This window comes from Catellatospora sp. NPDC049609, from assembly GCF_040675365.1.
Taxonomy (GTDB): Bacteria; Actinomycetota; Actinomycetes; order Mycobacteriales; family Micromonosporaceae; genus Catellatospora.
On record NZ_JBFAOU010000064.1, the window covers coordinates 16,197 to 42,088 of the forward strand.

A 25,892-nucleotide genomic window follows, 5' to 3' on the forward strand; every position below is an offset into this window, starting at 1 on the left:
CGGCTTGTCATACCAGGCGGCACGGGTCGCGAGCAAGCACCGGCAGGCGGCTTCCCGAGTGCGAGGGCCGGTAGCGTCAGGGCGCCGGATCCGACTTGGCCAGCATGTAGTCCAGCCGTGCCAGCAGGTGGCGGGCGACCTGCTCGCCGGTGGCCCACTCGAACGCCGGGTCGGGCCGGCAGTCGTTGCGCATCGCCTGGTTCATCAGCCGCCACAGCTCGGCCGGCGACACCGTCGCCTCCGCGTGCACGGTCATGCCGGCCTCGCTCATCGCCTTGACACGCAGCGCGAACGACTCCGGATAGGACACCGCGGGATGGGTCATCGCCAGCACCGGGATCCGGTTCCACACCAGATCGCTGGTCACGGTGCCGTTGGCGTTGGTCACCACCAGGTCGGCGGCCGCGTAGTACTTCTCCGGTTCGGCGGTGAACCCGGCCCAGACGACGTCGCCGGCCCGCTCGGCGGGCACCGGGCAGAACGGTTCGGCCAGCACGAACAGCCGGTGTCCGGGCGGTGCGTGATCCAGCCAGGTCCGTACGGTCAGGCGCGCGATCGCGGTGTTGTCGACCATCGCGGTCATGCCGCCGACGGTGAGCACCGCGACCGTGTCGGACGCCGCGACGCCCAGCCCCGCGCGCGCCGCGTCGCGTCCGACGCCGAAGTCCTCCACCACCGGCCCGAACGCCTGGACGGGAGTGGTGAACCCGACGGGTCCGGGATGGGCGGCGGAGAAGTCGAGCAGCAGGATCTCCCCGGCCTGGTCCAGGATCGGATCCGACTCCGGGGCGCCCAGCTCCGAGTAGAACCAGTCGGTCAGCAGGATCGCCCGCCGCCGCCACCGCGTCGCGCAGAACGCCAGCGCCCACACGACCTCGTCGGCGATCACCAGGTCGAAGGGGTCGTACCGGTCCAGCAGCTCCCAGATGCGGCGGCCCGCCGCCGGGGACATGTCCTCGTGGTCGCCGATCCCCATGTCGGCGAAGGCCTCGCCGTAGAGGTCCAGGTAGACGGCGGCGCTGCCGGAGGCCATCACCTCGATCTCGACGTCGGGCCGCAGGCGGCGCATGGCCTTGACGATCCGCAGATCCCTGGCGGCGTGCCCGAAGCCGTGGCCGCGCGCCAGCAGCAGCACCCGTGGCGGCCGGTTCACGTCGCCGCCTCCTGGAGTCGTCGGCGCAGCAGCTCCACGGAGCCGAGCGCGGCGGTGAACGGCGGTGGTCCGTACGCCTCGTCGCGGCCGGTGGTGAAGCTCAGCACCGGCACCGGCGGCAGCACGCTGATCGTCGGCCGCTGCGCCAGCGCCGCCACGTGCGCGGCGGTGACCGGGCTGTCCCAGCCGCCGGGCGGCAGCGCCGGGGCGACCACCACCGGCGCGGCGCTGCAGTGGATCGCCAGCAGGCTCGGCGAGTCGGCCAGGCCCAGGGCCAGCCGCGCCAGGTAGTTCAGGCTGGCCGGGTAGACCAGGATCGCCTGCGCCCACTGTTGCAGCGTCACGTGCAGGGCGTCGGCGGCGGGCTGGGGCCACTCGTCGACGATCGCGTCGCGACCGGTGATGCAGCCGGTGGTGGTGGCGGTGAGAAACTGCAGCGCCGACCGCGTCAGCACGGTCTGGACCTCCAGCTCCGGGTACGCCGAGCGCAGCCACGCCAGGTCGCGGGGCAGGAACGCGGCGTTGAGCGAGCCGGTGGCCACCACCAGCAGCCGCCGGAAGCCCAGCGGCGGCAGCCTGCGGTCGGTGGATGGGGTCGGTTGGTCCATCACTCGTCCTGACCGGGCAGGGAACCGATGACGATCTCGCCCACGGCCGACACCTCGAGCGGGTCGAGGCCGGTCGCTTCGGCGAAGTCGGCGGCGTCGCCGGTGCCGACGGCGCACGCGCCCAGGCCCATCGCGGTGGCGCTGAGGTACACCGACTGCAGCACCACGCCGGCGTTGCGCAGGGTCAGCGAGTGGGCGAGGTCGCCGTACTTGCGGGTGGGCCGGTCGAAGCGGGCCGCGAGGCTGATGAGCACCTGCGGCACCGACTCGCGGTTTATCGCCAGGTAGGCGGCGTTGATCATCCGGACCAGCGGGACGGTGTCCCGGGTGACCACGGCCAGCGCGTGCCGGTCCGGCAGGTAGCGGTACACACCCGGAGCCAGGCCGTGGCACGCGCGGACGGTCAGGTAGTGGTCGAGCTCGTGCAACGCCCCTGCCGACGGCACCGGCCGCAGGGTGTGCGCGTAGAGGCGGCCGGCGGCGGGGTCGGGCTCCATTCGCTGCTGGATGCGCGCCACCCGGTACAGCAGCTCCCCGAGCTGCGGCAGCGCCAGCGGTGCGCGGCCGAACCGGCGCACCGAGCGGCGGCTCTCCATGACGTCGGCCAGCGGCGGGTCGGTGCGCCGCAGCGCCGCCAGGTCGGGCACGGGCAGCGGGATGTCGGTGTCGGCGGCGGGACCGCCGGGCGGTTCGTCCAGATCGGCCGGTGCCGCCAGGCGCGGATCGACCAGGCCGTTGCGGCTGCGGGTGTGGGTCCAGGCCGCGTGCGGCGGGCGCGCGGGCTGCGGACCGGGCGCGTCCACCAGCCCGACCGCGGCCAGCAGCCGCAGCAACTGCGGGCCGCCCGGGGCGAGCCGCGCGGCCGTCTCCGGCGTGGCCGGGGCGCACAGCGCGGCCGCCACCGCCGCCAGTTCGGGCCGGTGCAGGTGCACGACGGTGCCGTCGCGGGCGGACTCGACCACGGCCTGGTCGCCGGAGCGCCGCAGCAGCGCGTACGGCGACAGCTGCACCGACCCGCCGACGACCGGCTCCACATCGGGCCGCAGGTCGGCGCGCCGGGAGTGGATGCGCGCCGTGGCCACCTCGCCGTGCTCGTCGGCGCACCCGAGGGTGATCACGCCGGTGACGAGCAGCCGCCTGATCAGCGCGTCACCCCGCTCGGCGTCCAGGGCAAGCTGGTCGCGAAGCTGCTGCCAGGTCAGCGGCCGGCGCAGCGCCCGCAGCACGGCCGCCACCGAGCCGTCCGCGTCGTGCAGTGCCACGGGTTCGCGGTCCGCGATGGTGATCGTCAGGTCGGCGGTCGCGGTGGCGTCGATGGTCGGCCGGCCGTCGAGGCGCAGTGTGATCATCGCGGCGCGAGCTGCCGGGCGTGGCGGTAGCCGGCCCGGACCGCGTCGAGCATGAGCTCGGCCAGCGGCCGCTCCAGCTCGTCGAGCACGTCGCGGGTGGCGACCGGGTGCAGGTGCGCCTGCGGGAGCGTGGTGAACGCCCGCCGCGTCACCGGGTCGGCCAGCAGCGTCTCCAGCGCCACCTCGTCGGCGACGGGGAACCGGCTGGGCACCGGGGTGCCGTCGGGCCGGTAGAGCCGGACCGAGGGTCCGGTCAGCGTGGCGCCGACCGCGAACGGCGTGAGCCACAGCCGGTCGAGCAGCGGGTCGTCGATCCGGCGGTGCTGTCGCCGCCACGGCTCGGTGTGCATGCGGGCCAGCTCGGTCACGCGGGCCGGGTCGAGCCCGGTGTCGGCGAGCCACTGTCCGGTGGGCCGGATCGACCAGGGCAGCCCTCCGTCGCCGATCGGCTTGCGCTGCGCGTGGTAGGGCTGCGACCCGAACTCGGGCATCTGGTAGTGCGCGAACGTGGGCAGCAGGTCGGCCATGGCGAGCAGGTCGCCCGGGGCGGGTGCGGGCACGTCGTCGGCGAAGCACACCGACCGGCGCGGCCCCTGGTGGGTGTTGCCGGTCAGGCTGTCGGGCGAGTCGTGGTCGATCAGGTTGGGGATGCGGCAGATCGCGCTGACCTGGCGTTCGCGCAGGAAGTTCATCAGCGCGACGTCGTCGGTGGGGGTCCAGGTGCGCAGGTTGCGCGTGGCGGCCTCGCCGAAGTCCCGGGCGATCGCGGCGGGCAGCACCAGGGCGACGCTGGGGACATACTCGTCGACGACCTCGGCCCACGTCGCCCCGGTGAGGGCGGCCAGTCGCAGGTGGTGGGCGGTCATCGAGGTCCACTCGGTGAACAGCGCCAGGGCTGCGTCCGGGTACTGCGCGATCGCGGCGTGCACCGCGTCGGCGAAGCCGCGGCAGGGCACGGCGTCGTCCTGCAGCACCAGATGGTGGGTGGCGTGTTCGGGGACGAAGGACCAGGCGACGGCGGCGGTGCGCAGCGAGGACGGCGGCCCGTGCGGTTCGGGGTCCACGACGATGTCGGGCTTGAGCTCAGGCAGCCGGTCGGCGAGCGCCTCGGCGAGGGTGAGCCGGCTGGGGTGCGCCATGATCACGGTGGAGAGCTGGGGTGCGGTCATCGCGGTTCCTTGCCGGTGACGGTGGTCAGGTGGGTTGTCGCGCCGTTGGCTGCCGCCAGCGGCCAGGCGGTCGTGTCGTCGTCGCAGGTCACGACGTGAAAGCCGGTGCCGAGCCGGGCGGACAGGTGGTGGGCGGCGACGCCGGCGGCCAGCGCGAGCCGCCGGAAGTCGGCGGGGGTGGCCGGGGCCCGACCTCCGATCAGGACGGCGACATCGGCGGCCGGGTGCGCCGGCGTCGGTGGCCGCGGGTGGATCCGGTGCAGCAATCCGGCCGGGTCCAGGCAGTACGTGCCGGTGGGCAGGCCCGCGAGGTCGTACACGACTACGCACGCGGTGAGCGGTTCCGGGGCGGCCGCCAGGCACTCCAGGACGGTGGCACCGAGGTCGTCGCCGGTCCTGGGCGTGCGCGCCGCGGTGAAGTCGAGTCGCAGCGCCTCGTTCAGGGCGCTGTCCTTCGGTTGTACGGCCATCAGCTCCGCCTCGGGTAGATCCCGACGACGGCGGCGAGGTGCTCGCCGCCGTCGCGCAGTTCCAGCAGCTCGGCCAGCGCCGGGTCGACGGTGTCGGCCGGCACGGCGTCGTGGCCGGCGGCGGCTCCGGTGACGGCCCCGACGGCGCGGCCCGCGGCCAGGAACGCCCGGCGCAGGCTCTGCTCGGCGTAGGCGCCGGTCAGCCGCCCGGTGGCGGCGACGAACACGAGCACGGCGGCCGGGCCGTCCGGCAGGCCGGCGATCGGCGGGCAGGCGGTGCGGTCCCCGCGCGCGGCGATGAGGCTCTGGGTTGCCGGTGACCAGCGGTGGACCGGGTGCAGCAGGCCCTCGGCGGCGAGCAGGTAGGTGTCGGCGTACGGCCGGGCGTTCGCCGCGAGCAGCAGCGGCCGCAGCCAGCCGGGCACCTCGTCCAGCGGAGTCCGTGGTGCGGAGGCCAGGTCGATGTCGGCGGGGGTGGCGACCGTGCGTGCCGCCGCCGCCTGCCAGGACGGTCGCCGGTTGAGCCATTCCAGCCGCCCGATCGGGCCGTCGTCGGTGAGGGTGCAGGTGCGGCAGTCGGCCGACGGCGTGACCTCGTGGATGCCGCGGTCGAGGGTGACCGTGTCGACGCGGTGCATACGGCGGCCGGTGGCGGGCGACGACAGCCGGGTCAGCCACCCGATGATCTCGGCGACGGCCAGGGCGCTGAGCAGTTGCGCCGCGCCCTCGTCGATTTCCGCTGCGGTGGCCGGCCGCTCGTCGCCCAGGAAGCAGCGCGGGCAGGCGGTGTCCGGCCCGGCGAACAGCGGGCCGAGTTCGACAGCGCAGTCGTCGCCACCGATCCGCAGCACCGGCACTCCGGTGGCCGCGACCGGGGCCAGGCGGTCGTCGGTGGCGACGGCCAGCACGGCGGTGGGGTCGGCGTCGGTGGTGACGGTGCCGACGCCGGACCGGGCGAGGTCGGCGGCCAGCAGGTCGCCCAGCGGCCCGGACACGGCGACGACCACGGCGGCTTCGGCGAGCCGCTTGCGCAGCGCCGCGGGCTGGTCGGTGCTGCCCGCGCCGGCCACGGCGCGGGACAGGAACGCGTCGGTGGCGTCGCCGCGGTCGACCGTGCCGTCGTGGAGCAGGCCGCTGCGATGCAGCAGGGCCACGGCCTGGGCGACCTGCGCGACGGGCACCGCCAGCGCCTGCGCGACGGCGGCCAGGTCAGTCCGGCCGTCGAGCAGTGGCAACAGCCGGGGCAGCAGATCGCGGGCGGCGGCGCCGGTGAACAGCCGGCGGCTCGGACCGCCTTCGATCAGCAGCCCGTCGCCGGTACTGATGGCGACGAGACCGGCCGCCACCGCGGGATGAGCGAGCCGGCTCACACCGATGCTCCTTTCGGCAGCTGTCCGGTGGTTTCGGCGAGGACCGCGGCCAGCCGGGGGTCACCCCAGGTGTCGTCGGCGCCGCAGCGGGGGCAGCCGTGCCTGGCGATGAGGTCGACCCGGCTCACCATCATCGTGGCCAGGTCGACCATGGCGGTCATGCCGGGCTGCGGCGATCGGAGCACGAGCCGGACGAGCGCCTCGGCGATCCGCAGGTGGTGCGGCAGGTGTCCGAAGACGCCGAGCGTCTCGTCGGCGCGGTAGGCGGCCAGCAGCTCGGCGCGGTGCCGCGACTTCGGGTCGTGCTGCTCGCGGCGGAAGCAGTAGCAGTCGTAGCACGGCCCGCCGGGCGCCACCCAGGGTCCGACCACGAGGAAGGGGTGTTCCACCACGACCGGCAGCCAGCCGATGCCCTCGTCGTGCGCCAGCTTGTCGAACAGCTCGGTCCGGACCGGATCGGGCCGCCACGACACCAGCACCATGGCCGCCGCGGCGCCCGGCCGGGGCCGGTCGGCGTCCAGGGCGGTCGCGCCGCCGGCCAGCAGGCGGGCCTGCACGGCGTGGCCGAACTCCCCCGCTGCGGCGACCGCGACGTCGGTCAGGCGAACGGCTGCGGCCACGGGTTCTGCTCCTGTTCCGGGGAGGCCGGCACGCCCATCGCCGCCGGCGCCTCGATCAATCGCGGGTGGGCGCGGAACTGGGCCAGCGGCGACAGCGACATAGGCTGCAGCCGCGGCACCACCACCGTCAGCGCGACCAGCCCGACGCGGCGCAGCTCCGCCGAGGTCCGGTCGACGCAGACCGCCTGCGCCCCGATCCCGCGCAGCTGCTCCAGCACCACCGCCAGCGCCTGCCGCGGGTCGTCCGGCAACTCCCGGCACCGGTCCGAGACGGGCCGCCGCGCGAGGTCCTCGGTGAGGAACGCGAAGGCCTCGGCCCGCTGCGGCACGCCCATGTACCGGGCGCCGTCCATGATGTCGGCGAACGCGGCGTACTCGTCGACGGGCGACGTGCCGTGGTGGAACAGCTGCCGGATGTTGAGGATCTCGATGAGGGCCTTCTCGGCCGCCTGCGCCAGGGTGCGACCGGTGGCCGCGCCGACCAGGTTGGCGGCCTCGGCGTCATGGGGCGCCTGCTGCAGCGCGTACACCGTCGGGATGCCGAGGTCGGTGGTGGCGTTGAACAGCACGTTGTCGAGGAAGCGGCGGCGGCCGTGGTCGAGCAGCGCGCGCACGGCCGGGCTGATCCCGGCGGGTCCGAGCAGCGGCAGCCGCAGCCGGCGCAGCCAGGTGAGCGCGATGGCGTCGCGCTCGATGACCTCCAGCAGCCCGCCGAGCAGCGCCCGCTCCGGCTCGACGTGCACGGCGTACCCGGTGGAGATCTGGAACACGATGCGCTCGGCCGGCTCCGGGTGCAGCCCGTAGCAGGCCATGACGGCGGGCACCCAGGTCGGTGCGCCGGACATCAGGTCGGTGCCGCGCATCCAGCGGATGACGGCGTCCGGATCGGGCGGGACGACCTTGCAGTCGGGGTGGGCGTACTCCGCGTCGGAGCAGCGCGGCAGGCCGGTGAGGTCCAGCACGGCGCCGGGCAGGTCGGCGGCGCGGGCCCGGACCGTGTCGGCGTCCGGGTAGCTGCCCACGTACCGCTCGGCGGCTTCGGCGATCGCGATGGTGGCGGCGAGCCCGGCGTCGTAGCTGCGCCCGGTGCCGACCTGCGGGCTGCCGCCGTGGTGGTCGGTGTGCGAGTCCCCGCTGGACGCCACGACGTGGCTGAGCCCGTCCAGCCCGCGATCGGGCAGCAGCGGTCGCAGCCCGCTGACCACGCCCAGCGGGCTGACCAGGCTCGCGAGATCGACGCTCATGACCTTCCTCAGCGGCAGCATCCATCAAGGACGCGACGGTGGCCGGCAGCGCCGGGCCACCGTCGCGGGTGGAGATCGAAGATCAGCAGCCGCAGCCGCAGGCGCAGGCGCAACCGCAGCCGCAGCCCGTGATCGGGGCGGCCTCGGGGTCCTGCGGGGTCAGCTCGCCGGCGTTGCGCATGATCTCGGCGACCAGCTGGTCCCAGTCGCCGGTCGAGACGTCCTGGACATCCAGGTCAAGGTGCGTGACGGGTCCCATCGTTCCTCCAAATCATGGATCTGTTAAGAAACCTTGCGGGGAAGTTAACAGTCTTTTCTTGTCAATGGAAGACCATCCGGCGAACGCGCGCGACGATCCGACGTGAGCCGGCACCGGCAGCACACCGTCTGTCCAACGTGGTCGTTCGCGCTGATCGGCGTCGGATGCCGCTGCCGCGGCGGTGCGAGATGATCTGTGGCATGAGCGAGTTCGACTTCTGCCCGTGGCTGTTCGCGGGCAACGCCACCCAGGACGAACGCGACGAGCAGCTCGCCTTCCAGCGCGGGCTGGCCGGGCTGCGGTCCGCGGGCGAGGGGTCGTTCGTGTCCCCGCTCGCCGCGATCCACCAGGCCGAGCTCACCCTCGGCGCGGACTCCTACCTCGCCGCGCACGTCTACCTCACCGGCGAGGTGCAGCTCGGCGACCACACGAGCCTCAACCCGTACGCGGTCGTGCGCGGGCCGGTGCGGCTGGGCTCCGGCGTACGCGTCGGCGCGCACGCCTCCCTCGTCGGGTTCAACCACTCCGCCGATCCCGACGCACCGGTGCACCGGCAGCCCATCGTGTCCAAGGGGATCGTCGTCGGCGACGACGTGTGGATCGGCTCGAACGCCATCGTCCTCGACGGCGTCACCATCGGCGAGCACAGCATCATCGGCGCGGGCGCCGTCGTCACCAAGGACGTCGCCGCCTGGTCGGTGATGGTCGGCAACCCCGCCCGCCGGGTGCGCGACCGCCGGGACCGGACCCGCCCCGGCAAGCTGACCTCGCAGCTCGCCGACTTCGCGGCCCGCGCGCGGGACCAGGCGCCGCAGGTGCTGGACCGGTGCTGGACCGGCGACACCTTCACCGATCGGCCCACCGCCCCGCCCACGGTGCGCGCGATCTGCGACGCGGTCGAGATCGCCGACCTGCTGCTCGACGCGGCGCCGCCGCAGGCCGACCGGGACGGGCTCGTCCGCCGGCTCGCCGCGCTGCAGGACCCGGCCACCGGGCTCATCCCCGAGCTGGGCGAGGAGGGCACGCCGAGCCTGGACCGCGGCTCGGCGTACCACCTGCTGTCCGTGGGTCATGCCCTGGATCTGCTCGGCGCCGCGCTGCCGCACCGGATCGAGGCGGTCCGCAAGGACCCGGCCGCGCTCGTGGCGGAGCTGGACGCCCTGCCGTGGGCCGAGCGGGCCTGGAGCGCGGGCGCCTGGGTGGACATCCTCGCCACGGGGCTGCACTGGAACCGGCGGCGGGCCGGCGCGGCCGAGCCGGTGGAGGCGCTGTTCGGCTGGCTGCTCACCCGGCAGGATTCCTTCTCCGGGATGTGGGGGACGCCCACCGGCGCGGAGGGCTGGCGGCAGCCGGTCAACGGCTACTACCGGCTCACCCGGGGCACGTTCGCACAGTTCGGCCTGCCCGTGCCGCGTCCGGAGCAGACGATCGACACGGTGCTGGCGCACACCCGCGACGGCCGGTTCTTCGCCGACGGCCGGGGCACGGCCTGCGACGTGCTCGACGTGATCCACCCGCTGTGGCTGTGCGGCCGCCAGACCCGGCACCGGTGGGCCGAGGTGCAGGCGTGGGCGCGGGACAGGCTCGCCGCGACGCTGCCCCGCTGGCACGCCGACGCGGGCTTCGCCTTCAGCCCCGTGCCCACCACGGGTGCCGAACACCTGCCCGGCCTCATGGGCACCGAGATGTGGCTGGCGATCGTCTGGCTGCTCGCGGACGTGCTGGGCGAGAGCGGAGCACTCGGTTACCGTCCGCGCGGAGTCCACCGGCCCGAACCCGCACCGGCCGTGCAGAGCACATGACCGGCGTGCGCACCGGCAGCACCGATCCGTCGGCCGGTGCCACACGCCAGGCGCACGAACGCCGCATGGTCGGCACGCATGGCCGTAGACGAGCGGACCGGCCCGAGCCGGCCCGCGACCGTCATACGGCTTTGACGGGCTGCCTGAGGACCGTTTTGAGCTTGTGCGGCTCGGTGCGCCGGGGGTCGCTGAGGTAGATCTCGTGATGGTCGCCGTTGAAGGTCAGCCCGTTGTCGGGCAGGTACTGGCGGTGCAGGCGGTCCAGCGTGGGCGCCTCGTCGTCATAGGAGCCGAGGTGCAGGATCTGGACGGACCGGCCCTCGACGAGGCTGAGCACCCGGACGCGGGCCAGGGCCGGGTTGTCCTTCTTCCCGGCGGCGCCGGCGACCGCCGCCCGGACCATGTCCTCGGTGATCCAGTCCGGCTGGCTGATCAACATCGTCCATGACCAGGCGTCCTTGTCGCGCCGGACGAACGCGCTGGGATCGTCCGCCCGCCACAGCCCTTCCAGCGGTCCGACCACGAAGTCCCGGCCGAGCGTCTTCTTGCTGGCGAACTTGAGGGTGTACGCCACGGTGAACAGCGCCTCGACCGCGTCGGTGTACGCCGCGGTGGTGTTCGGGTCGCCGTGGCCGTCGACCGCCAGGTAGCGCAGCTCCGGAACGTCGACGATCGCGAAGTCCTTGGCCGAGGGTGCGTACAGCTCGCGGTGCGCCTTCTTGATGTCGTACTTGTCCACAGTGGTCTCCTTGGTGAGCGTGCCGAGCGTGGCCTCGGTCCAGGCGGCGTCGGCGGCGAGCATGGCCTCGCAGTAGTCGAAGATCGCCGACGCGGCGGCGGGCAGCGGCTCCTGCCTGGTCCTGGCCGCGCGGATCTCCGCCAGCTGGTCGCGTAGCACGTCCCGCCGCCGGGCCAGCCCGGCCGCCACCTCGTGGTCGGGCAGCCCCGGACTGTTCGCCATCCCGATCAGGACGCGCGCACGCACCGGCGTCAACGCGGCCAGCGCTTCCACCGTGGCGGCCGCGCACAGCTCGCGCCCCGCCGCCGTCGCCCGGTACGTGGCGCGGGACTTCGGTGACCGCCGCTCGGCCGCGGGGCCGCTCGCCTCGATGAGGCCGCGCCCGGCGAGCTTGTCCAGCAGGTAGTAGATGGACGAGAAGCCGAGCGCCGTCCAGGCGCGTATCCCCCGCTCCTCGATGACCCGTTCCAGCTCGTACCCGTGGCGGGGCTGTTCGAGAAGCAGCCCGAGCACGGTCAGCTCGGCATCGGTCAGCGTCGGCTCCACGCCGCTATTCTAGCGCTATAATAAAAGCCCGGCCCAGCGGGTGCCCCGCCCGGTCGGACCCAGATTCCTGGGTGGCAGGGCGCGGGCGGTGCCGATACGACACCGGCGGCCGGGGTGCTCCCCCGGCCGCCGGTCACTCGTCCTCGGCGCGCGTGCCCGTATGGTCTGCCGTAGCGTGTCGCGCTCGTCCCCGGCCGCCGCGCCCGCGGTCTCAGGCCAGTTGCAGGTCCCGGCGGCGGAAGCCCGCCGTCCCGGCGGACAGCAGCAGCGCCGCCACGCCGAGCATGATCAGCAGCGGCGGGGCCGCCACGCTGTCCGCCGGGACCTGCGGCACATGGGTGAACGGGGACAGGTCCAGCAGCAGCTGCGGCAGCTCCAGCAGGGCTCCGATCTGGCCGAGCAGCAGGCAGGCCGCCAGGCCGCCCCAGGCCAGCCCGACCGCGGCCTGCGGCAGCCAGCCGAACACCGCCACCACGAACCCGACCAGCACCAGCACGGCCGGCAGGAACACCAGGGCCGCCCCGGTCAGCTCGGCGACCGCCGAGCCCGGGCCGCCCGTGGCCGCGTAGCCCAGGCCCATTCCCGCTCCTGCGGCCGCCAGCAGCAGCGCCGCGCCGAGCACCGCCACCAGCAGGTGGCCGCCCAGCCAGCGCGGCCGGCTGACCGCACCGGCCAGCACTCCTTCGAGCTGCCCTCCGGTCTCCTCGGCCCGCATCCGCAGCAGCGCCTGCAGCGCGTACCCGGACGCGGCCAGCCCCATCAGCATCAGCATGGCGCCGAAGAAGGCGTCGATCACGTCGTCGAGCCCGCCCAGCGCCTGGATCAGCTCGACGGCCTGCGGGTTGTTGGCCAACATGTCGTCGACCTCGTTGGTGACCGCGCCCATCGGCACCGCCATCAGCAGGAAGCCGAGCAGCCAGGCCAGCAGCGTGCCGCGCTGCAGCCGCCAGGCCAGTCCCAGCGTGCCGCGCAGGCCGGCCCCGGCGGTCGCCGGCCCGCGCCGGTCGGCGAGCAGTCCGAACCCGACGTCGCGCCTGCTGACCAGCCAGAACGCCAGCCACACCGCGAGCAGCACGACGAGCACGGGCAGCCCGAGGGTCCACCAGGCCGTGGTCCCGTACGGCTGGATCTGGCTGATCCAGCCGAGCGGGCTGAGCCAGCTCGGCCAGGCGCTGGTCACGCTCATCCCGTCGGCCCCGACGTCGCCGTAGGCGTCGCCCAGGGCACGCATGCCGAAGGCGAGGCCGATCGCGCCGACGGCGAGCCCGTTGGCCATCCGGGCGGTGGGGGCGAGCTGGGCGGCCACCGCCGCGATCGCGGCGAACGCGGTCCCGGCCAGGGCGACGGCGCCGCTCAGCGCGAGCGAGCCGGCCAGGGGCAGGTCGTTGCCGACGAAGGCGGCGGTCAGCAGCAGCCCGGCCGCGACGTTGGCGGCCAGGGCGACCAGCAGGGCCGCGGTGAGCCCGGCCAGCCGGCCGACCACCGCCGAGCCGAGCAGCTCGGCCCGGCCGGTCTCCTCGTTCTGCCGGGTGTGCCGGACCACGAGCAGCGTGCTCATCAGGGGGACCAGCAGGGCGAGCAGGAAGTAGGACTCGGCGGCGACGATGGCGCCCAGGCTCGGGCCGGAGATGGCGCCGTTGAAGGCGCGGGCCACCACGCTCGTCGCGCCGGTGGTGGCGTAGCCGGCGATGGCCTGGTCGCTGACTCCGTAGATGGAGATGGCGCTGGAGGCGGTGGCCGCGATGCTGCCGGCGATGGCCAGCAGCCAGATCGGCAGCTGGACCCGGTCCCGGCGCAGGGCCAGCCGGACCAGGGCCCACGTCCCGGTGAACGGCCTCATGCCCGGCTCACCAGCTCGGCCTCGGCCGCCGGCGCCTCGCCGTAGTGGCGCAGGAACAGCTCCTCCAGGGTCGGCGGGGCGCTGCTGAGGCCGCGTACGCCGAACGCGGTGAGGTGGGTGAGCACCGGGCCGAGATGCGCGGTGTCCACTTCGAACGCGGCGTGCGTGCCGTCCAGCTTCAGGTCGTGCACTCCGGGCAGCCCGGCCAGGCCGGTGATCTCCTCGGCGGTCTCCACGTTGATCGTGGTCCGGGTCAGGTGGCGCAGCTCGCTCAGCGTGCCCGACTCCACGGCGCGGCCGGCGCGGATGATGGTGACCCGGTCGCAGAGGGCTTCCACCTCGGCGAGGATGTGGCTGGACAGCAGGACCGTGCGGCCGGCCGCCTTGACCTGGGCCACCTGCTCCTGGAACACCGCCTCCATGAGCGGGTCGAGCCCGGAGGTGGGTTCGTCGAGGATGTAGAGCTCGACGTCGGAGGCGAACGCGGACACCAGCGCGACCTTCTGCCGGTTGCCCTTGGAGTAGGCGCGGCACTTCTTGGTCGGGTCCAGATCGAACCGCTGCAGCAGGTCGTCGCGCCGCCGCGGGTCGATCCCGCCGCGCAGCCGGCCGAGCAGGTCGATGGCCTCGCCGCCGGACAGGTTGGGCCACAGGTTGACGTCGCCTGGCACGTAGGCCAGCCGCCGGTGCAGCTGCACCGCGTCGCGCCAGGGGTCACGGCCCAGCACGGCGGCGCGGCCGCCGTCCTTGCGCAGCAGGCCGAGCAGCACGCGGATGGTGGTGGACTTGCCCGAGCCGTTCGGGCCCAGGAAGCCGTGCACCTCCCCCGTCGCCACCTGCAGGTTCAGCCCGTCGAGGGCTCGGGTGTCGCCGAACGATTTGACCAGTTCGTCGACGGAGATCGCGGTGTCCATCCAGGCTCCTCGTCGCGCCGTCCCACCAAAGTGTCCTGACCGTTGGTCAGGATCAGTCACGCTACACCTGTCCTCCGGTCAGCACCAGGTAGGCTGGCGAGGTGGACGACACACCCGCCGCGACCCGGCAGCGCATCCTCGCCGCCGCCCAGGATCTGTTCGCCGGGCAGGGCTACCAGCGGACCTCGGTCCGGGAGATCGCCGAGCGGGTGGGGGTCACCAAGGCCGCGGTGCACTACCACTTCCCGCGCAAGGTCGACCTCATGCTGCTGCTCAGCGAGCCGGTCTGGCGGGATTTCGAGACAGCGGTGGCGGACGCCGAACGCGACCCGAAACCGCGCTGGCAGCTGGTGGAGGGCTGGCTGGACGTCATGCTCCGGCACCGCGAGCTGATCCGGATGCTGACCCACGACCCGTCCATGCTGCTGCAGGAGGACACCTACCTGAGGGTGTTGTCGCTGGCCGCCAGGGCCACCCGGCTCATCGCCGGCCCTGACCCGACCCTGACCGACCAGGTACGCGCCGCGCAGGCGCTGGCCATGCTCGGCGACCCGCTGATCTACTACCCGGACGTGCCGGCCGAGCTGATGCGCGTCGAGATCCTGGCCGGAGTGCGGCGGCTGCTGGAGGACGGCCCGGCCGCGGGCAGCCTGCCGCCGCGCCGCCGGGCCGGACGCCCGAGCGCCCTGTCCGACCAGGCCAAGCAGCTGGCCCGGCAACTGCACGCGGAGGGCCGCAGCGCCGACGAGATCGCCGAGCGGCTGACGGTCTCCCGGGCCACCGTGTACCGGCACCTGGCCGCTTGATTTTGCGACAATACTGCGACAGTTTTGCGACGCGGCCAGGGGTCGTCAAGCAGCGGACCGCAGCCGCTGGCGCGCCCTCGCGTCCAGCGGCTCGCCGCCCAGCCTCGCGGCATGCAGTGCCGCGCCGATCACGGGTGAATACAGCGGCTGTCGCAGGTCGTAGCCCTGATGGAGGGAGACCAGCCGCTCGCGGAACGGGCCGAGGACGCCTTCGGCATTGAAGACGCCGCCGGAGTAGGACACCGGCACCTGCTCGTCGACGGCGTACCCGAGCCGGCGGCGGTTCGTGTCGACCAGCAGGGCCAGCTCGTGTCCGGCGTCGACGAGGATCCGCGCCGCCGTCTCGTCGCCCAGCGTGGCAGCCCGCGCCACCAGCGGGCTCAGCGACGCCACCTTGCCGCGGTCTCCCCGCCACCGGTTCAGCACCAGGTCGAGCAGGTCCAGCTCGGCGGCGAGGTGCAGCTCCTCGACCAGGAGGTCACGCAGCGGGCCCGCCGGAGCCCGGCCGTCGCTCATCCGGGAGAACGCGGCGAGGCCGCGCATCGCGATCCAGTACGCCGAGCCCTCGTCGCCGAACAGCTCGCCCCAGCCGCCGACGCGCAGGCCGCGCCCGGCGCGCTCGCCGTACGTCATCGAGCCGGTGCCGCTGATCACGTTGATGCCGTCGACGCCGCCGAGCGAGCCCGCCCAGCCGCACACCATGTCGTTGTCCACGGCGTACCGGTCGTGCCCGAGGATGTCCCGGGGCGCCGCGTCCAGGGCGGCGACGTCACCGCTGACCTCGCCGTAGGCCGGCAGCCCGAAGAACGCGTAGCCGATCTCGGCCGGGGTGACGCCCGCCCCGGCGCACACGGCGGCGACGCCCTCCCGCAGGACCCGCCCGACCAGGGCGACGCCCTCGGTGAAGTAGTAGGTGCCCGCCGCCTGTGTCTGCGCCGCGACGGAGCCGTCCGCGCGCAGCAGGCAGAACGCGGTCTTGGTCCCGCCACCGTCGACACCCAGGAAAGTCCGCACGGGCACGGATCCTGCCATGCCCGGCCGATCTCCGGAGCCGGCCGCCGAGGTCGCGCGCCTGCCGGGATCGGACCGACCGGGCGACACGCGCCGGGACCCGAGATGTTTCCGCCGACGCCGTCCGGGCCTCTAGACTTTCCCGCCCGATGACCTTGCCGCACCGTCCGATCGCCCAGGGAGCCGCCCATGTCTGCCGTAGCCCTTCCGCACGACGTATACGGCTCAGGGCCGCACCACGTCATCGCCCTGCACGGCTGGTTCGGCGACCGCCGGGCCTTCGCGAAGGTCGTGCCCTATCTCGACGGCGACGCCTTCACCTACGTGTTCCCCGACTACCGCGGCTACGGCCAGGCCCGCGACCTCACCGGTGAGCACAGCATCGCCGAGATCGCCGGGGACGTGATCGCCCTGGCCGACAAGCTCGGCTGGGACGACTTCTCGCTGGTCGGGCACTCGATGGGCGGCAGCGCCAGCCAGCGGGTCATGCTCGACGCACCCGGCCGGGTGCGCAGGCTGGTCGGCGTGTGCCCCGTGCCCGCCTCCGGCGTCCCCTTCGACGACCAGGGCTGGGCGCTGTTCTCCGGCGCCGCCGACGAGCCGGGCAACCGGCGCGCGATCATCGACTTCACCACGGGCAGCCGGCTGTCCGCCGCGTGGCTGGACGAGATGGTGGCCGGCTCGCTGGGCAACTCCAACGTCGAGGCGTTCCGCGCGTACCTGCCCGCCTGGGCCCGCACCGACTTCCACACCGAGGTCGCCGGCAACCCCACGCCCGTCCTGGTGGTCGTCGGCGGGCAGGACCCGGCGCTGTCCGCCGACGTCATGCGCGCCACCTGGCTGCAGTGGTACCCGAACGCCGAGCTGAGCGTCCTGGCCGACGCCGGGCACTACCCGATGGAGGAGACTCCGCTGGCCCTCGTCTCGGTGATCGAGAGGTTCCTCAAGTCCTGACGGCACGGGGCGTGCACCTCGCTCGCCCAGGCCCGCCCGCTGATCGTGAACGCCCGCGGCCCGGTGACGCACCGGGGCCCGCGGGCGTTCGCGCCGATGCCGGTCGCCCCTTGACATATTTATTGACGCACATCAAACTCTGGCATTGACATTCCCGTCAGCGTGGACGGCGCCACGCGAGCCCGACCTCCATCCGGTCGAAGGGACAGCCCATGCGCCGTCGTCTCCGCAGGTCTCTGACATTCGCCGCCGTGCTCGCCACCTGCGCCCTGACCCTGTTCCCGGGTGCGCCGGGCCACGCCGAGAGCAACGGCGGGGTCCGGGTCATGCCGCTCGGCGACTCCATCACCGACGGGTTCAACGTGCCCGGCGGCTACCGCGTCAACCTCTGGCAGCGGATGGCGGCGGGCGGGCACACCGTCGACCTCGTCGGCTCCGGGTTCAACGGCCCGGCCGGCCTCGGCGACCACGACCACGAAGGACACTCCGGCTGGCGCATCGACCAGCTCGACGCCAACATCGTCAACTGGATGCGGGCGTACGCGCCGCGGACCATCCTGCTGCACATCGGCACCAACGACGTCGGCCAGAACCACGACCTGCCCAACGCGCCGGCCCGGCTGTCTGCCCTCATCGACCGGATCCGCCTGCTCGGGCCGCAGGTCGAGCTGTTCGTCGCCCAGGTCATCCCGCGCAGCAACCCGACCGAGGAGGCGCGCTCGCAGGCGTTCAACGCCGCCATCCCCGGCATCGTCGCGCAGAAGGGTCCCCGCACCCACCTGGTGGACATGCACTCCGCCCTCACCCTCGCCGACCTCGCCGACGGGCTGCACCCGAACCAGACCGGCTACGACAAGATGGCCGCCAGGTGGTACGCGGCGCTGCAGTCGGTGCCCGGCAGCCTCACCCGTCTCACCGTGCCGCCGGTGGGCTCGCCCGCCCTGCTGGCCAATCCCCTGTCGAACCGCTGCCTGGACGACTCCGGCACCGGCACCGCCGGACCCGGCTCCCAGGTGCTCCTGTGGGACTGCCACGGCAACAGCAACCAGCGCTGGACCCGCACCGCCGCCGGTGAGCTGCGGATCTATGGCGACCGGTGCCTCGACGTCAACGGCAACGGCACCGCGGACGGCACGAAGGTCCAGGTCTGGCCCTGCAACGGCACCAGCGCGCAGCGCTTCACCGTCAACACCGACGGCACCATCGTCGGCGCCGGGTCCGGCAAGTGCGTCGACGCCAGGTCCAGCGGCACCGCCAACGGCACGATCGTCCACCTGTGGACCTGCAACGGCACGGGCGCGCAGCGCTGGTTCGTGCGCTGACCCCCGCGGTGAGGGCGCGCTCCGCGTGCGCCCTCACCCCGTCGGTGCGCCGACCTGGGCGTGACCAGGCGATCACCCACCGGCATGGTGCCCGGACCGCCGTATCGCCGCGGACGACGTACCTTTGCGGCATGGGTTTGGGTTCTCGGTTGAAGCAGAAGCTGCGCACGTTCATGGAGCGCCCGGGTACGACGGTCAGTCTGGACCGTTTTGAGGCGATACTGCCGAAGATCCGGGACATGGAGGATGAGCTCGCCGCGTTGACCGACGCGGAGCTCACCGAACGTGCGGTGCTGCTGCGGTCGGTCGTCAGCGGGACCGACGACGGCACGCCGCCGGTCACGCAGGCCAAGCCGCTGCCCATCGACGAGGAGGACCTGGCCGAGATCTGCGCCCTGGGCCGCGAGGCCGGCCGCCGCGCTCTCGGCGAGCGCGCGTTCGACGTGCAGCTGCTCGGGGCGATGGCGATGCTGCAGGGCAACGTCGTGGAGATGGGCACCGGCGAGGGCAAGACGCTGGCCGCGGTCATCGCCGCCTACGGCTACGTCGTACGCGGCTCCCGGGTGCAGGTGCTGACCGTCAACGACTACCTCGCCGACCGCGACGCCCGGTGGATGGGCCCCGCGTACCGGCTGCTCGGGCTGACCGTCGGCGCCGTCGGCGAGGCCACCGCCCACGACGAGCGCGCCGCGGCGTACCGCTGCGACGTCACCTACGTGTCGGTGAGCGAGGCGGGCTTCGACTTCCTGCGCGACCAGCTGGTGCTACGCGCCGACGACGCGGTCATGCCCGGCCTGTACACCGTGATCATCGACGAGGCGGACTCGATCCTGATCGACGAGGCGCGGGTGCCGCTGGTGGTGGCCGGCAGCCTCGCCGACACCGGATCCGACGCGAGCGCCGCGGCGGTGCTGGTGGCGGCGATGCGGCCGGGCCGGGACTACGAGGTCATCGACGACGGCCGCAACGTGCAGCTCACCGACGTCGGCGCGGCGCTGGTCGAGCGCGCCTGGGGCGGCATCCACCTCTACGCCCCGGAGAACCTGCCCAAGCTCACGGCCGTCAACCTGGCCCTGCACGCGCGGGCGCTGCTGGCCGTGGACGTGGACTACATCGTCAAGGACAACCGGATCGCGCTGGTCGACGAGTTCCGGGGCCGGGTCGCCCGCCGCCGCCGCTGGCCCGACGGGCTGCAGGCGGCGGTCGAGGCCAAGGAGGGCCTCGCGGCGACCGACGAGGGCGAGATCCTGGCCTCGATCACCGTGCAGGCGTTCATCGCGCTCTACCCCACCGCGGCGGGGATGACCGGCACCGCCTCCACCATCGGCGAGGAGCTGCGCGAGTTCTACCGCCTCGAGGTCGCGGTCATCCCGCCGAACACGCCCAACGTCCGGGTCGACGAGCCGGACCGCGTGTACGCCACCGTCGAGGAGAAGGAGGAGGCGCTGATGGCCGAGGTGGCCGCAGCGCACGAGACGGGGCGGCCGGTGCTGGTCGGCACGCTCGACGTGGCCGAGTCGGAGCGGCTCGCGGCGGCCCTGCAGGGCCGGGGCATCGCGTGCACCGTGCTCAACGCCAAGAACGACGCGCACGAGGCCGCTGTCATCGCCGAGGCGGGCGGGCTGGGCGCGGTCACCGTGTCCACGCAGATGGCCGGCCGGGGCACCGACATCCGGCTGGGCGGCAGCGACGGACGCGACCGGGCGGCGGTCGCCGAGCTCGGCGGCCTCTACGTCATCGGCGCGGGCCGCCACGACAGCCGCCGGGTCGACGACCAGCTGCGCGGCCGGGCGGGCCGGCAGGGCGACCCCGGCGGCTCGATGTTCTTCGTCAGCCGCGAGGACGAGCTGATCGTGCGGCACGGCGACGGGATCGGCGGCATGACGGCCGGCGACGGGCGGGTGACCGGCCCGAACGTGGACTGGGCGGTGGCGCACGCGCAGCGTGTCGCCGAAGGGGTCGACTTCGAGATCCACCGCAACACCTGGCGCTACGGCGTGCTGGTCGAGCGGCAGCGGCAGGTGCTCGCGCTGCGCCGCAAGGCCCTGCTGACCACCGACGCCGCGGCGCAGCTGCTGCGCGGCGACCGGACGCGGCTGCCCGCCGACCCCGAGGCGCTCGCCGCGGCGGACCTGCCGGCCGACGCCGACGCCGACGACATGGCCCACGCCGGCCTGGAGATGACCACGGTCGCGGAGCGGTACGCCCAGGTCGCCGAGGCGATCGGCGAGCAGGCGGCCGAGGAGGTCGCGCGGCAGATCGCGCTGTACCACCTGGACCGCGGCTGGGCCGACCACCTGAGCATGCTGGCCGACGTGCGCGACGGCGTGCACCTGCGGGCGCTGGGCCGGCAGGATCCGCTGGACGAGTTCCACCGGGTGGCGGTGCCGGCGTTCAACCGGCTGCTGGACGGCATCGACGCCGACACGGCGCAGACGTTCACGGCCGCGCGGATCGACAGTCCGGACTGGACGCTGACCGAGGCGGGCCTGGAGCGCCCGAGCGCCACGTGGACGTACATGGTGCACGACAACCCGTTCGGCTCGGAGATCGAACGCTTCTTCTCCGGCCTGGCCAAGGCGGTCGTGGGCCGCTGACCGGCCCCCACGGTGCGGCCGCCGCCCGGCGCGGCCGCACCGCGCTCGGCCACCCGCGCGCCATGACCGCGACCGGGCTGCCCGCCCGGACGAGCGGTCCCACCCGGTTCGTTTCCCAAGGTCGACTTCATCGTTCCTCCTGGCAGACGCCGTCCACGGGGTGGCGGCGGGCGGAGCGACGGCTGCTCCGCCGACAGCTTCGGGGGCGCCGCAGCCGCGGCGGAGGGTGTGGGACATGGTCGACCGCAGGCGGATCCTTCAGGCGACGGCGGCCATCGGCGCCGCCACGGTGCTCTCCCAGCAGGGCGGCTGGGCCTGGGCGGCGGAGCGCGGCCGGGCGGGCACCCTGAACCCGAGGAGGATCCGCAAGTACGTCACGCCGCTGACGGTGCCGTCGGTGCTGCCGCCCGCGCACGACGACGCGAGCGGCCCGGTCCACTACCGGCTCGGCATCCGCCAGTTCCGCCAGCAGATCCTGCCGAAGGGAATGCCCCGCACCACCGTGTGGGGGTACGGGGACGTGTCGAACCCGCGCAGCTTCCGCACCCCGTCGGGCACCATCGAGGCGAGCGTGGACCGTCCGGTGCGGGTCACCTGGATCAACGAGCTGGTCGACGGCTCCGGCGGCTACCGCCCCCACCTGCTGGCGGTCGACCCGACCCTGCACTGGGCGAACCCGCCGGGCGGCACCGCGGGCCGGGACACCCAGCCCGCCTTCACCGCGACACCGGGTCCCTACCGGGGGCCGGTGCCGATCGTGACGCACCTGCACGGCGGGCGCTCGTTCGAGGACAGCTGCGGCTACCCCGAGGCCTGGTACCTGCCGAAGGCGCGGAACATCCCGCGCGGCCACGCCACCGTGGGCACCTACTACGACGAGTTCGGCGACGGGTTCGCGGGGCGCCACGGCATCGCCTGGGAGCCCGGCGCGGCCACCTTCCACTACGGCAACGACCAGCGCGCGGCGACGCTGTGGTACCACGACCACGCCCTCGGCGTCACCCGCGTCAACGTCTACGCCGGCCTGGCCGGGTACTACCTGCTGCGCGGCGGCGACGGCGACCTGCCGCCCGGCGTGCTCCCGGGCCCCGCGCCGAGGCTCGGCGACGGGCCCGGCATCCGCCACTACGAGATCCCGCTGGTGGTGCAGGATCGCTCCTTCAACGCCGACGGCTCGCTGTTCTATCCCGACAGCCGCGCCTTCGCCGGCGACAAGGGGCCGTACATCCCGCACGGTCCGTTCCCGCCGATCTGGAACCCGGCGTTCCTCGCGAACACCATGACGGTCAACGGCAACACCTGGCCGGTGCTGGAGGTCGAACCGCGCCGCTACCGGCTGCGCCTGCTCAACGGCTGCAACAGCCGCGTACTGATCATGAAGCTCGTGACGGAGCGCCTGGCACAGCGCCCGGCACCGGCGGCGCTGCCGATCTGGCAGATCGGCAACGACGGCGGCTTCCTGCCCGAGCCGGTGTCGCTGCGTGAGCTGCTCCTTGGCCCGGCCGAGCGGGCCGACGTCATCGTGGACTTCACCGGGCTGCGCGAGGGCGCCGAGCTGTTCCTCATCAACGAGGGCCCCGACGAGCTCTGCGCCGACACCTTCGATCCGTCGGATCCGGCCACCACCGGCCAGGTGATGAAGTTCGTGGTCGGGCGGCTGCGCGGCAGGGACCGCAGCGTCCCGCCGGAGCAGCTGGACCTGCCCCGGATCCGGCCGCTCGGCCGGGCGTCCAAGACCCGTCGGCTGGCCCTGGACGAGGCGCTCGGCCACGACCAGTCGATCAAGATGATGCTCTGCACGATCGACGCGGACGGCAAGGCCGTCCCCCGGCAGTGGCACGACCCGGTCACCGAGCAGCCGGCGCTGAACGCCACCGAGATCTGGGAGGTGCACAACTGGAGTGCCCACGCCCATCCCGTCCACCTCCACGTGGTGCAGTTCGAGGTCCTGGGCCGGGGCAAGGACGGCAGGCAGCCGCCGCGACCGGGAGACCGCGGCATGAAGGACACCGTGCTCGTCTTCCCGGGCGAGACCACCCGGGTGAAGGCGACCTTCGACCTGGCCGGCCGCTACGTGTGGCACTGCCACCTGCTGGAGCACGAGGACAACGACATGATGCGGCCGTTCCGGGTGGGCTGAGCGCGGACCTTGCCCGGCCGGGCACGGCACGCGACCCGGCCGGGGTCGCCGAAGCAACACGGCGCCCGGCTCGGCCGGGCTGCGCCGAGAACGCGTCGGCGCAGCCGGGGCCTGGGTAAACTGCGGAAATGCGCATACGGACCGCGCGTGTCCACGCCGTGGTGGGTGCCAGGCGCACGGCCGCGTAGCGACCGCACGGGGGGTCCGGATGGTCGACAGGCGTACGTTCGGCAAGATCCTCGGCGGCGGGGCGGCGGCCGCCCTGGGTGCGCTCGGCGCAGCACCATCCGCGTCCCAGGCCTCCACCACGGCCGCGAACGCCGCACCTCGCAGCGCTCAGCCAGCCTTCGGCCCGGTCCGCCAGATCGACGCGGGCGCGCTGAACGTCGGGTACGTCGAGACCGGCCCGGCCGACGGGCAGCCGGTGTTCCTGCTGCACGGCTGGCCGTACGACATCCACAGCTACGTCGCCGTCGCGCCGCTGCTGGCCGCGAAGGGCTACCGGGTGGTCGTCCCGCACCTGCGCGGCCACGGCACGACGCGGTTCCGGGAGGCGGCGGCGCCGCGCACCGCCGAGCAGTCGGCGTTCGCGCTGGACCTCGTCGCCCTGATGGACGCGCTGGGCGTCCGGCAGGCGCTGCTGGCCGGGTACGACTGGGGTTCGCGTACGGCCGACATCGTGGCGGCGCTGTGGCCGCAACGGGTCAGGGCGCTCGTCTCGGTGACCGGTTACCTGATTACCAACCGGGAGGCGAACAAGCAGCCGCTGCCGCCGAAGGCCGAGTGGGCGTGGTGGTACCAGTACTACTTCGCCACCGAGCGGGGCCGGCTGGGGCTGACGGAGAACCGGCACGACCTGGCGAAGCTGATCTGGGCGTTCAACTCACCGACGTGGAAGTTCGACGACGCGACCTTCGACCGCACGGCGGCGTCCTTCGACAGTCCCGACTACGTGCCGATCGTGATCGGCAACTACCGCTGGCGGCTGGGCCTGGCGCCGGGCGATCCGCGCCATGACGCCCTGGAGGCGCAGCTGGCGCAGGGCCCGACGATCGCGGTTCCCACGATCACCATCGACGGCGAGGTGGATCCGTTCACGCCGCCGGGCGACGGCGCGGCGTACCGGGCCCGGTTCACCGGACCGTACGAGCACCGGACGCTGCGGGGTATCGGCCACAACGTGCCGCAGGAGGCCCCGGAGCCGTTCGCCCAGGCCGTGGTCGACGCCGGGCGGCTGTGACAGCGTCGCCGAGGCCGCTGAGGCCGTCGGCGGCTCGCTTCGGGCCGCTGGGGCAGGCGGCCGGGATCGGTCGGATGCGACTCCTTTCCGAGAGGATCGGCTGCGGTCGACGTCTGACGATGCCGTGACCGCGCTGGCGAGTGGTGGTCTGCTGCGGGCCGGCGGGAGGAGCGGGGCGACACGCCTCGACCGGCCGTTGATCTACCTCCATCTATGTTAACGCTCACATTTCGGGACGTGAATGCGAGACGACATTGGTCCGATGAAGCGCCGGGCGCGCCCATTCGGTATTCCGTGAGATTGCCAGAGTCTCACTCCAGGTTCAAGGGGGCCGTCTTCCACGCCGCGGCACGCAACCATTCCCGCCCCCGCACGACACGCCTCCCATGGGCCGTATCCGCAGGATGACGGTCGACTGCGGCCAAGCCATAGCCGCGAACCCAACACCGGCAATCCTGTGGCGACTATCTTTTCCGGCACGCCATAACACTTTCTCCGACTTCTTTTCGCACCTCAGTGGAGCGAATCTTGTCCCAGAAGTCGTTATGGGAGGCCACCCCGCGTCGTCGCACCGCCGGGCACGGGACATCAGGCGGGTACGCCACCGGACCGCCCCCCGCCCGCGGGCAGACGTCTTGACGCCGCGTCCACGGTGAACGAGAGTCAAGCCCCGATCCACCGACGACAGCGATACGGACATGCCATCCACCAGCACTGACGACGCCGCGCTGGTCCGCGCGGCGCAAGCCGGCGACCGGCGGGCGCTCGAAGCCCTGATCGCGGCGTACCTGCCGTTCGTGTACACCATCGTGCGCCGGGCACTCGACAGCGCGGCCGACGTCGACGACGTGGTCCAGGAGACCATGCTGCGCGGCGTACGCGAACTGCGGGACCTGCGCGATCCGCACACGTTCCGGGCCTGGCTGGGCGTGATCGCGGTGCGGCAGGTCAGCAGCCACCTGCGGCGGCGGCGCACCGACGACGCGCAGGGCGCCGACGTGGACGACCTCGTCGGGGTGGCGGACGCGAACGCCTCCTTCGAAGACGTGACGGCGCTGCGGCTGGGCATGGCCGCGCAGCGGCGGCAGGCGGCGCGGGCGGCGCGCTGGCTGGACCACGACGACCGGGTGCTGCTGTCACTGTGGTGGACGGAGGTCGCCGGCGGCCTGACCCGCACCGAGCTCGCGGCCGCCGCGGGCCTGAGCGTCGCCCACGCGGGCGTCCGGGTGCAGCGGATGCGCCAGCAGCTGGAGCAGTGCCGCGCCGTGCTGGCGGCCCTGGACCGCCGGCCGCGCTGCGCCGAGTTGACCGCGCTGGTGTCCGGCTGGGACGGTGCGCCCACGTCGGCCTGGCGCAAGCGCCTGATCCGGCATGTGCGCGCGTGTGACGCCTGCGCCCTCGGCGCCGAGGACCTGGTGCCCGCCGAGCGGCTGCTGTCCGGGCTGGCCGTGCTGCCCGTCCCGGTCGCGCTGGCCGCGGCGGTGCTCGGCAAGAGCCAGGCCGCCGCCACCTCGACCGCGGCGCTGGCCGCCGCCAAGACGGGTGTGCTCGGCCACCTGGCGAAGGTGTTCGCCGCCCCGCCGGTCGCGGGCGGCCAGTCGCAGGTGGTGGGCGGTCATCGAGGTCCACTCGGTGAACAGCGCCAGGGCTGCGTCCGGGTACTGCGCGATCGCGCCGCCGTCTTCGCCGCCGAGCCCGACGGCGCGGTGCGCCTGATCGCCAGCCACGGCTGGCCGGCC

21 protein-coding genes are annotated in these 25,892 nt (G+C 73.6%); 8 read left to right on the forward strand and 13 right to left on the reverse strand.

Features of this window, described 5'->3' with window-relative positions; genetic code table 11:
• Positions 1-76 precede the first annotated feature (76 nt).
• From AB0J67_RS19465 to AB0J67_RS19505, 9 genes are all read right to left on the reverse strand, one after another.
• A complete protein-coding gene (locus tag AB0J67_RS19465; RefSeq protein ID WP_363484320.1) occupies positions 77-1,153 on the reverse strand; it encodes a hypothetical protein in 1,077 nt (358 codons plus the stop codon).
• On the reverse strand, positions 1,150-1,761 hold the full coding sequence (locus tag AB0J67_RS19470; protein ID WP_363484323.1) for a flavoprotein: 612 nt from the start codon (positions 1,759-1,761) through the stop codon (positions 1,150-1,152). Before AB0J67_RS19470 ends, AB0J67_RS19465 begins: the two co-directional genes overlap by 4 nt.
• Positions 1,761-3,110, reverse strand: coding sequence for a SagB family peptide dehydrogenase (locus AB0J67_RS19475; RefSeq protein ID WP_363484326.1), 1,350 nt, complete (start codon positions 3,108-3,110; stop codon positions 1,761-1,763). The genes AB0J67_RS19470 and AB0J67_RS19475 overlap by 1 nt, the downstream gene beginning before the upstream one ends.
• A complete protein-coding gene (locus AB0J67_RS19480; protein WP_363484329.1) occupies positions 3,107-4,279 on the reverse strand; it encodes a hypothetical protein in 1,173 nt (390 codons plus the stop codon). Before AB0J67_RS19480 ends, AB0J67_RS19475 begins: the two co-directional genes overlap by 4 nt.
• Positions 4,276-4,749 carry a hypothetical protein gene (locus tag AB0J67_RS19485; RefSeq protein WP_363484332.1) on the reverse strand — a complete coding sequence of 158 codons (474 nt, stop codon included), beginning with the start codon at positions 4,747-4,749 and terminating at the stop codon, positions 4,276-4,278. Before AB0J67_RS19485 ends, AB0J67_RS19480 begins: the two co-directional genes overlap by 4 nt.
• Positions 4,749-6,119: a hypothetical protein gene (locus AB0J67_RS19490; RefSeq protein ID WP_363484335.1), complete on the reverse strand. Its 1,371-nt coding sequence runs from the start codon at positions 6,117-6,119 to the stop codon at positions 4,749-4,751. The genes AB0J67_RS19485 and AB0J67_RS19490 overlap by 1 nt, the downstream gene beginning before the upstream one ends.
• Entirely contained in the window at positions 6,116-6,739 is a 624-nt protein-coding gene (locus tag AB0J67_RS19495; RefSeq protein WP_363484338.1) for a TOMM precursor leader peptide-binding protein, read from the reverse strand. The genes AB0J67_RS19490 and AB0J67_RS19495 overlap by 4 nt, the downstream gene beginning before the upstream one ends.
• Entirely contained in the window at positions 6,718-7,983 is a 1,266-nt protein-coding gene (locus tag AB0J67_RS19500) for a YcaO-like family protein (RefSeq protein ID WP_363484341.1), read from the reverse strand. Before AB0J67_RS19500 ends, AB0J67_RS19495 begins: the two co-directional genes overlap by 22 nt.
• Positions 7,984-8,065: 82 nt before the next feature.
• A complete protein-coding gene (locus tag AB0J67_RS19505) occupies positions 8,066-8,242 on the reverse strand; it encodes a hypothetical protein (protein WP_363484343.1) in 177 nt (58 codons plus the stop codon).
• Between the two features lie 200 nt (positions 8,243-8,442).
• Between AB0J67_RS19505 and AB0J67_RS19510 the strand changes: the two genes are divergently transcribed.
• Complete coding sequence (locus AB0J67_RS19510; protein WP_363484346.1) at positions 8,443-10,044, forward strand: DapH/DapD/GlmU-related protein; 1,602 nt, start codon at positions 8,443-8,445, stop codon at positions 10,042-10,044.
• Positions 10,045-10,165: 121 nt separating this feature from the next.
• Here the strand turns inward: AB0J67_RS19510 and AB0J67_RS19515 are convergent, their stop codons facing one another.
• The 3 genes from AB0J67_RS19515 to AB0J67_RS19525 all read right to left on the reverse strand — a co-directional run bounded on the left by AB0J67_RS19515 (position 10,166) and on the right by AB0J67_RS19525 (position 14,083).
• A complete protein-coding gene (locus AB0J67_RS19515; RefSeq protein WP_363484349.1) occupies positions 10,166-11,329 on the reverse strand; it encodes a GyrI-like domain-containing protein in 1,164 nt (387 codons plus the stop codon).
• Positions 11,330-11,540: 211 nt separating this feature from the next.
• Positions 11,541-13,169, reverse strand: a complete 1,629-nt coding sequence (locus AB0J67_RS19520; RefSeq protein ID WP_363484352.1) for an anibiotic ABC transporter — start codon at positions 13,167-13,169, stop codon at positions 11,541-11,543.
• On the reverse strand, positions 13,166-14,083 hold the full coding sequence (locus AB0J67_RS19525; protein WP_363484355.1) for an ABC transporter ATP-binding protein: 918 nt from the start codon (positions 14,081-14,083) through the stop codon (positions 13,166-13,168). Before AB0J67_RS19525 ends, AB0J67_RS19520 begins: the two co-directional genes overlap by 4 nt.
• A gap of 101 nt (positions 14,084-14,184) precedes the next feature.
• On the opposite strand from AB0J67_RS19525, the gene AB0J67_RS19530 reads away from it, so the two are divergent.
• Positions 14,185-14,889 carry a TetR family transcriptional regulator gene (locus AB0J67_RS19530; RefSeq protein ID WP_363484358.1) on the forward strand — a complete coding sequence of 235 codons (705 nt, stop codon included), beginning with the start codon at positions 14,185-14,187 and terminating at the stop codon, positions 14,887-14,889.
• A 45-nt stretch (positions 14,890-14,934) separates the two neighbouring features.
• Here AB0J67_RS19530 and AB0J67_RS19535 read toward each other — a convergent pair whose 3' ends face one another.
• Positions 14,935-15,903, reverse strand: coding sequence for a BadF/BadG/BcrA/BcrD ATPase family protein (locus AB0J67_RS19535; RefSeq protein WP_363484361.1), 969 nt, complete (start codon positions 15,901-15,903; stop codon positions 14,935-14,937).
• 186 nt (positions 15,904-16,089) lie between these two features.
• Between AB0J67_RS19535 and AB0J67_RS19540 the strand changes: the two genes are divergently transcribed.
• The 6 genes from AB0J67_RS19540 to AB0J67_RS19565 form a co-directional block, all read left to right on the forward strand.
• Positions 16,090-16,854 (forward strand): alpha/beta hydrolase, encoded by a 765-nt coding sequence (locus tag AB0J67_RS19540; RefSeq protein WP_363484364.1) that lies wholly within the window; start codon positions 16,090-16,092, stop codon positions 16,852-16,854.
• Between the two features lie 212 nt (positions 16,855-17,066).
• Positions 17,067-18,176, forward strand: coding sequence for a ricin-type beta-trefoil lectin domain protein (locus tag AB0J67_RS19545; protein ID WP_363484367.1), 1,110 nt, complete (start codon positions 17,067-17,069; stop codon positions 18,174-18,176).
• Between the two features lie 131 nt (positions 18,177-18,307).
• A complete protein-coding gene (secA2, locus tag AB0J67_RS19550) occupies positions 18,308-20,773 on the forward strand; it encodes an accessory Sec system translocase SecA2 (RefSeq protein ID WP_363484370.1) in 2,466 nt (821 codons plus the stop codon).
• 235 nt (positions 20,774-21,008) lie between these two features.
• Entirely contained in the window at positions 21,009-22,913 is a 1,905-nt protein-coding gene (locus tag AB0J67_RS19555) for a multicopper oxidase domain-containing protein (RefSeq protein ID WP_363484373.1), read from the forward strand.
• Between the two features lie 208 nt (positions 22,914-23,121).
• Complete coding sequence (locus tag AB0J67_RS19560) at positions 23,122-24,153, forward strand: alpha/beta hydrolase (protein WP_363484376.1); 1,032 nt, start codon at positions 23,122-23,124, stop codon at positions 24,151-24,153.
• A gap of 698 nt (positions 24,154-24,851) precedes the next feature.
• Positions 24,852-25,892, forward strand: a 1,041-nt coding sequence (locus tag AB0J67_RS19565) for a sigma-70 family RNA polymerase sigma factor (RefSeq protein WP_363484379.1), incomplete at its 3' end; no start/stop codon positions are given.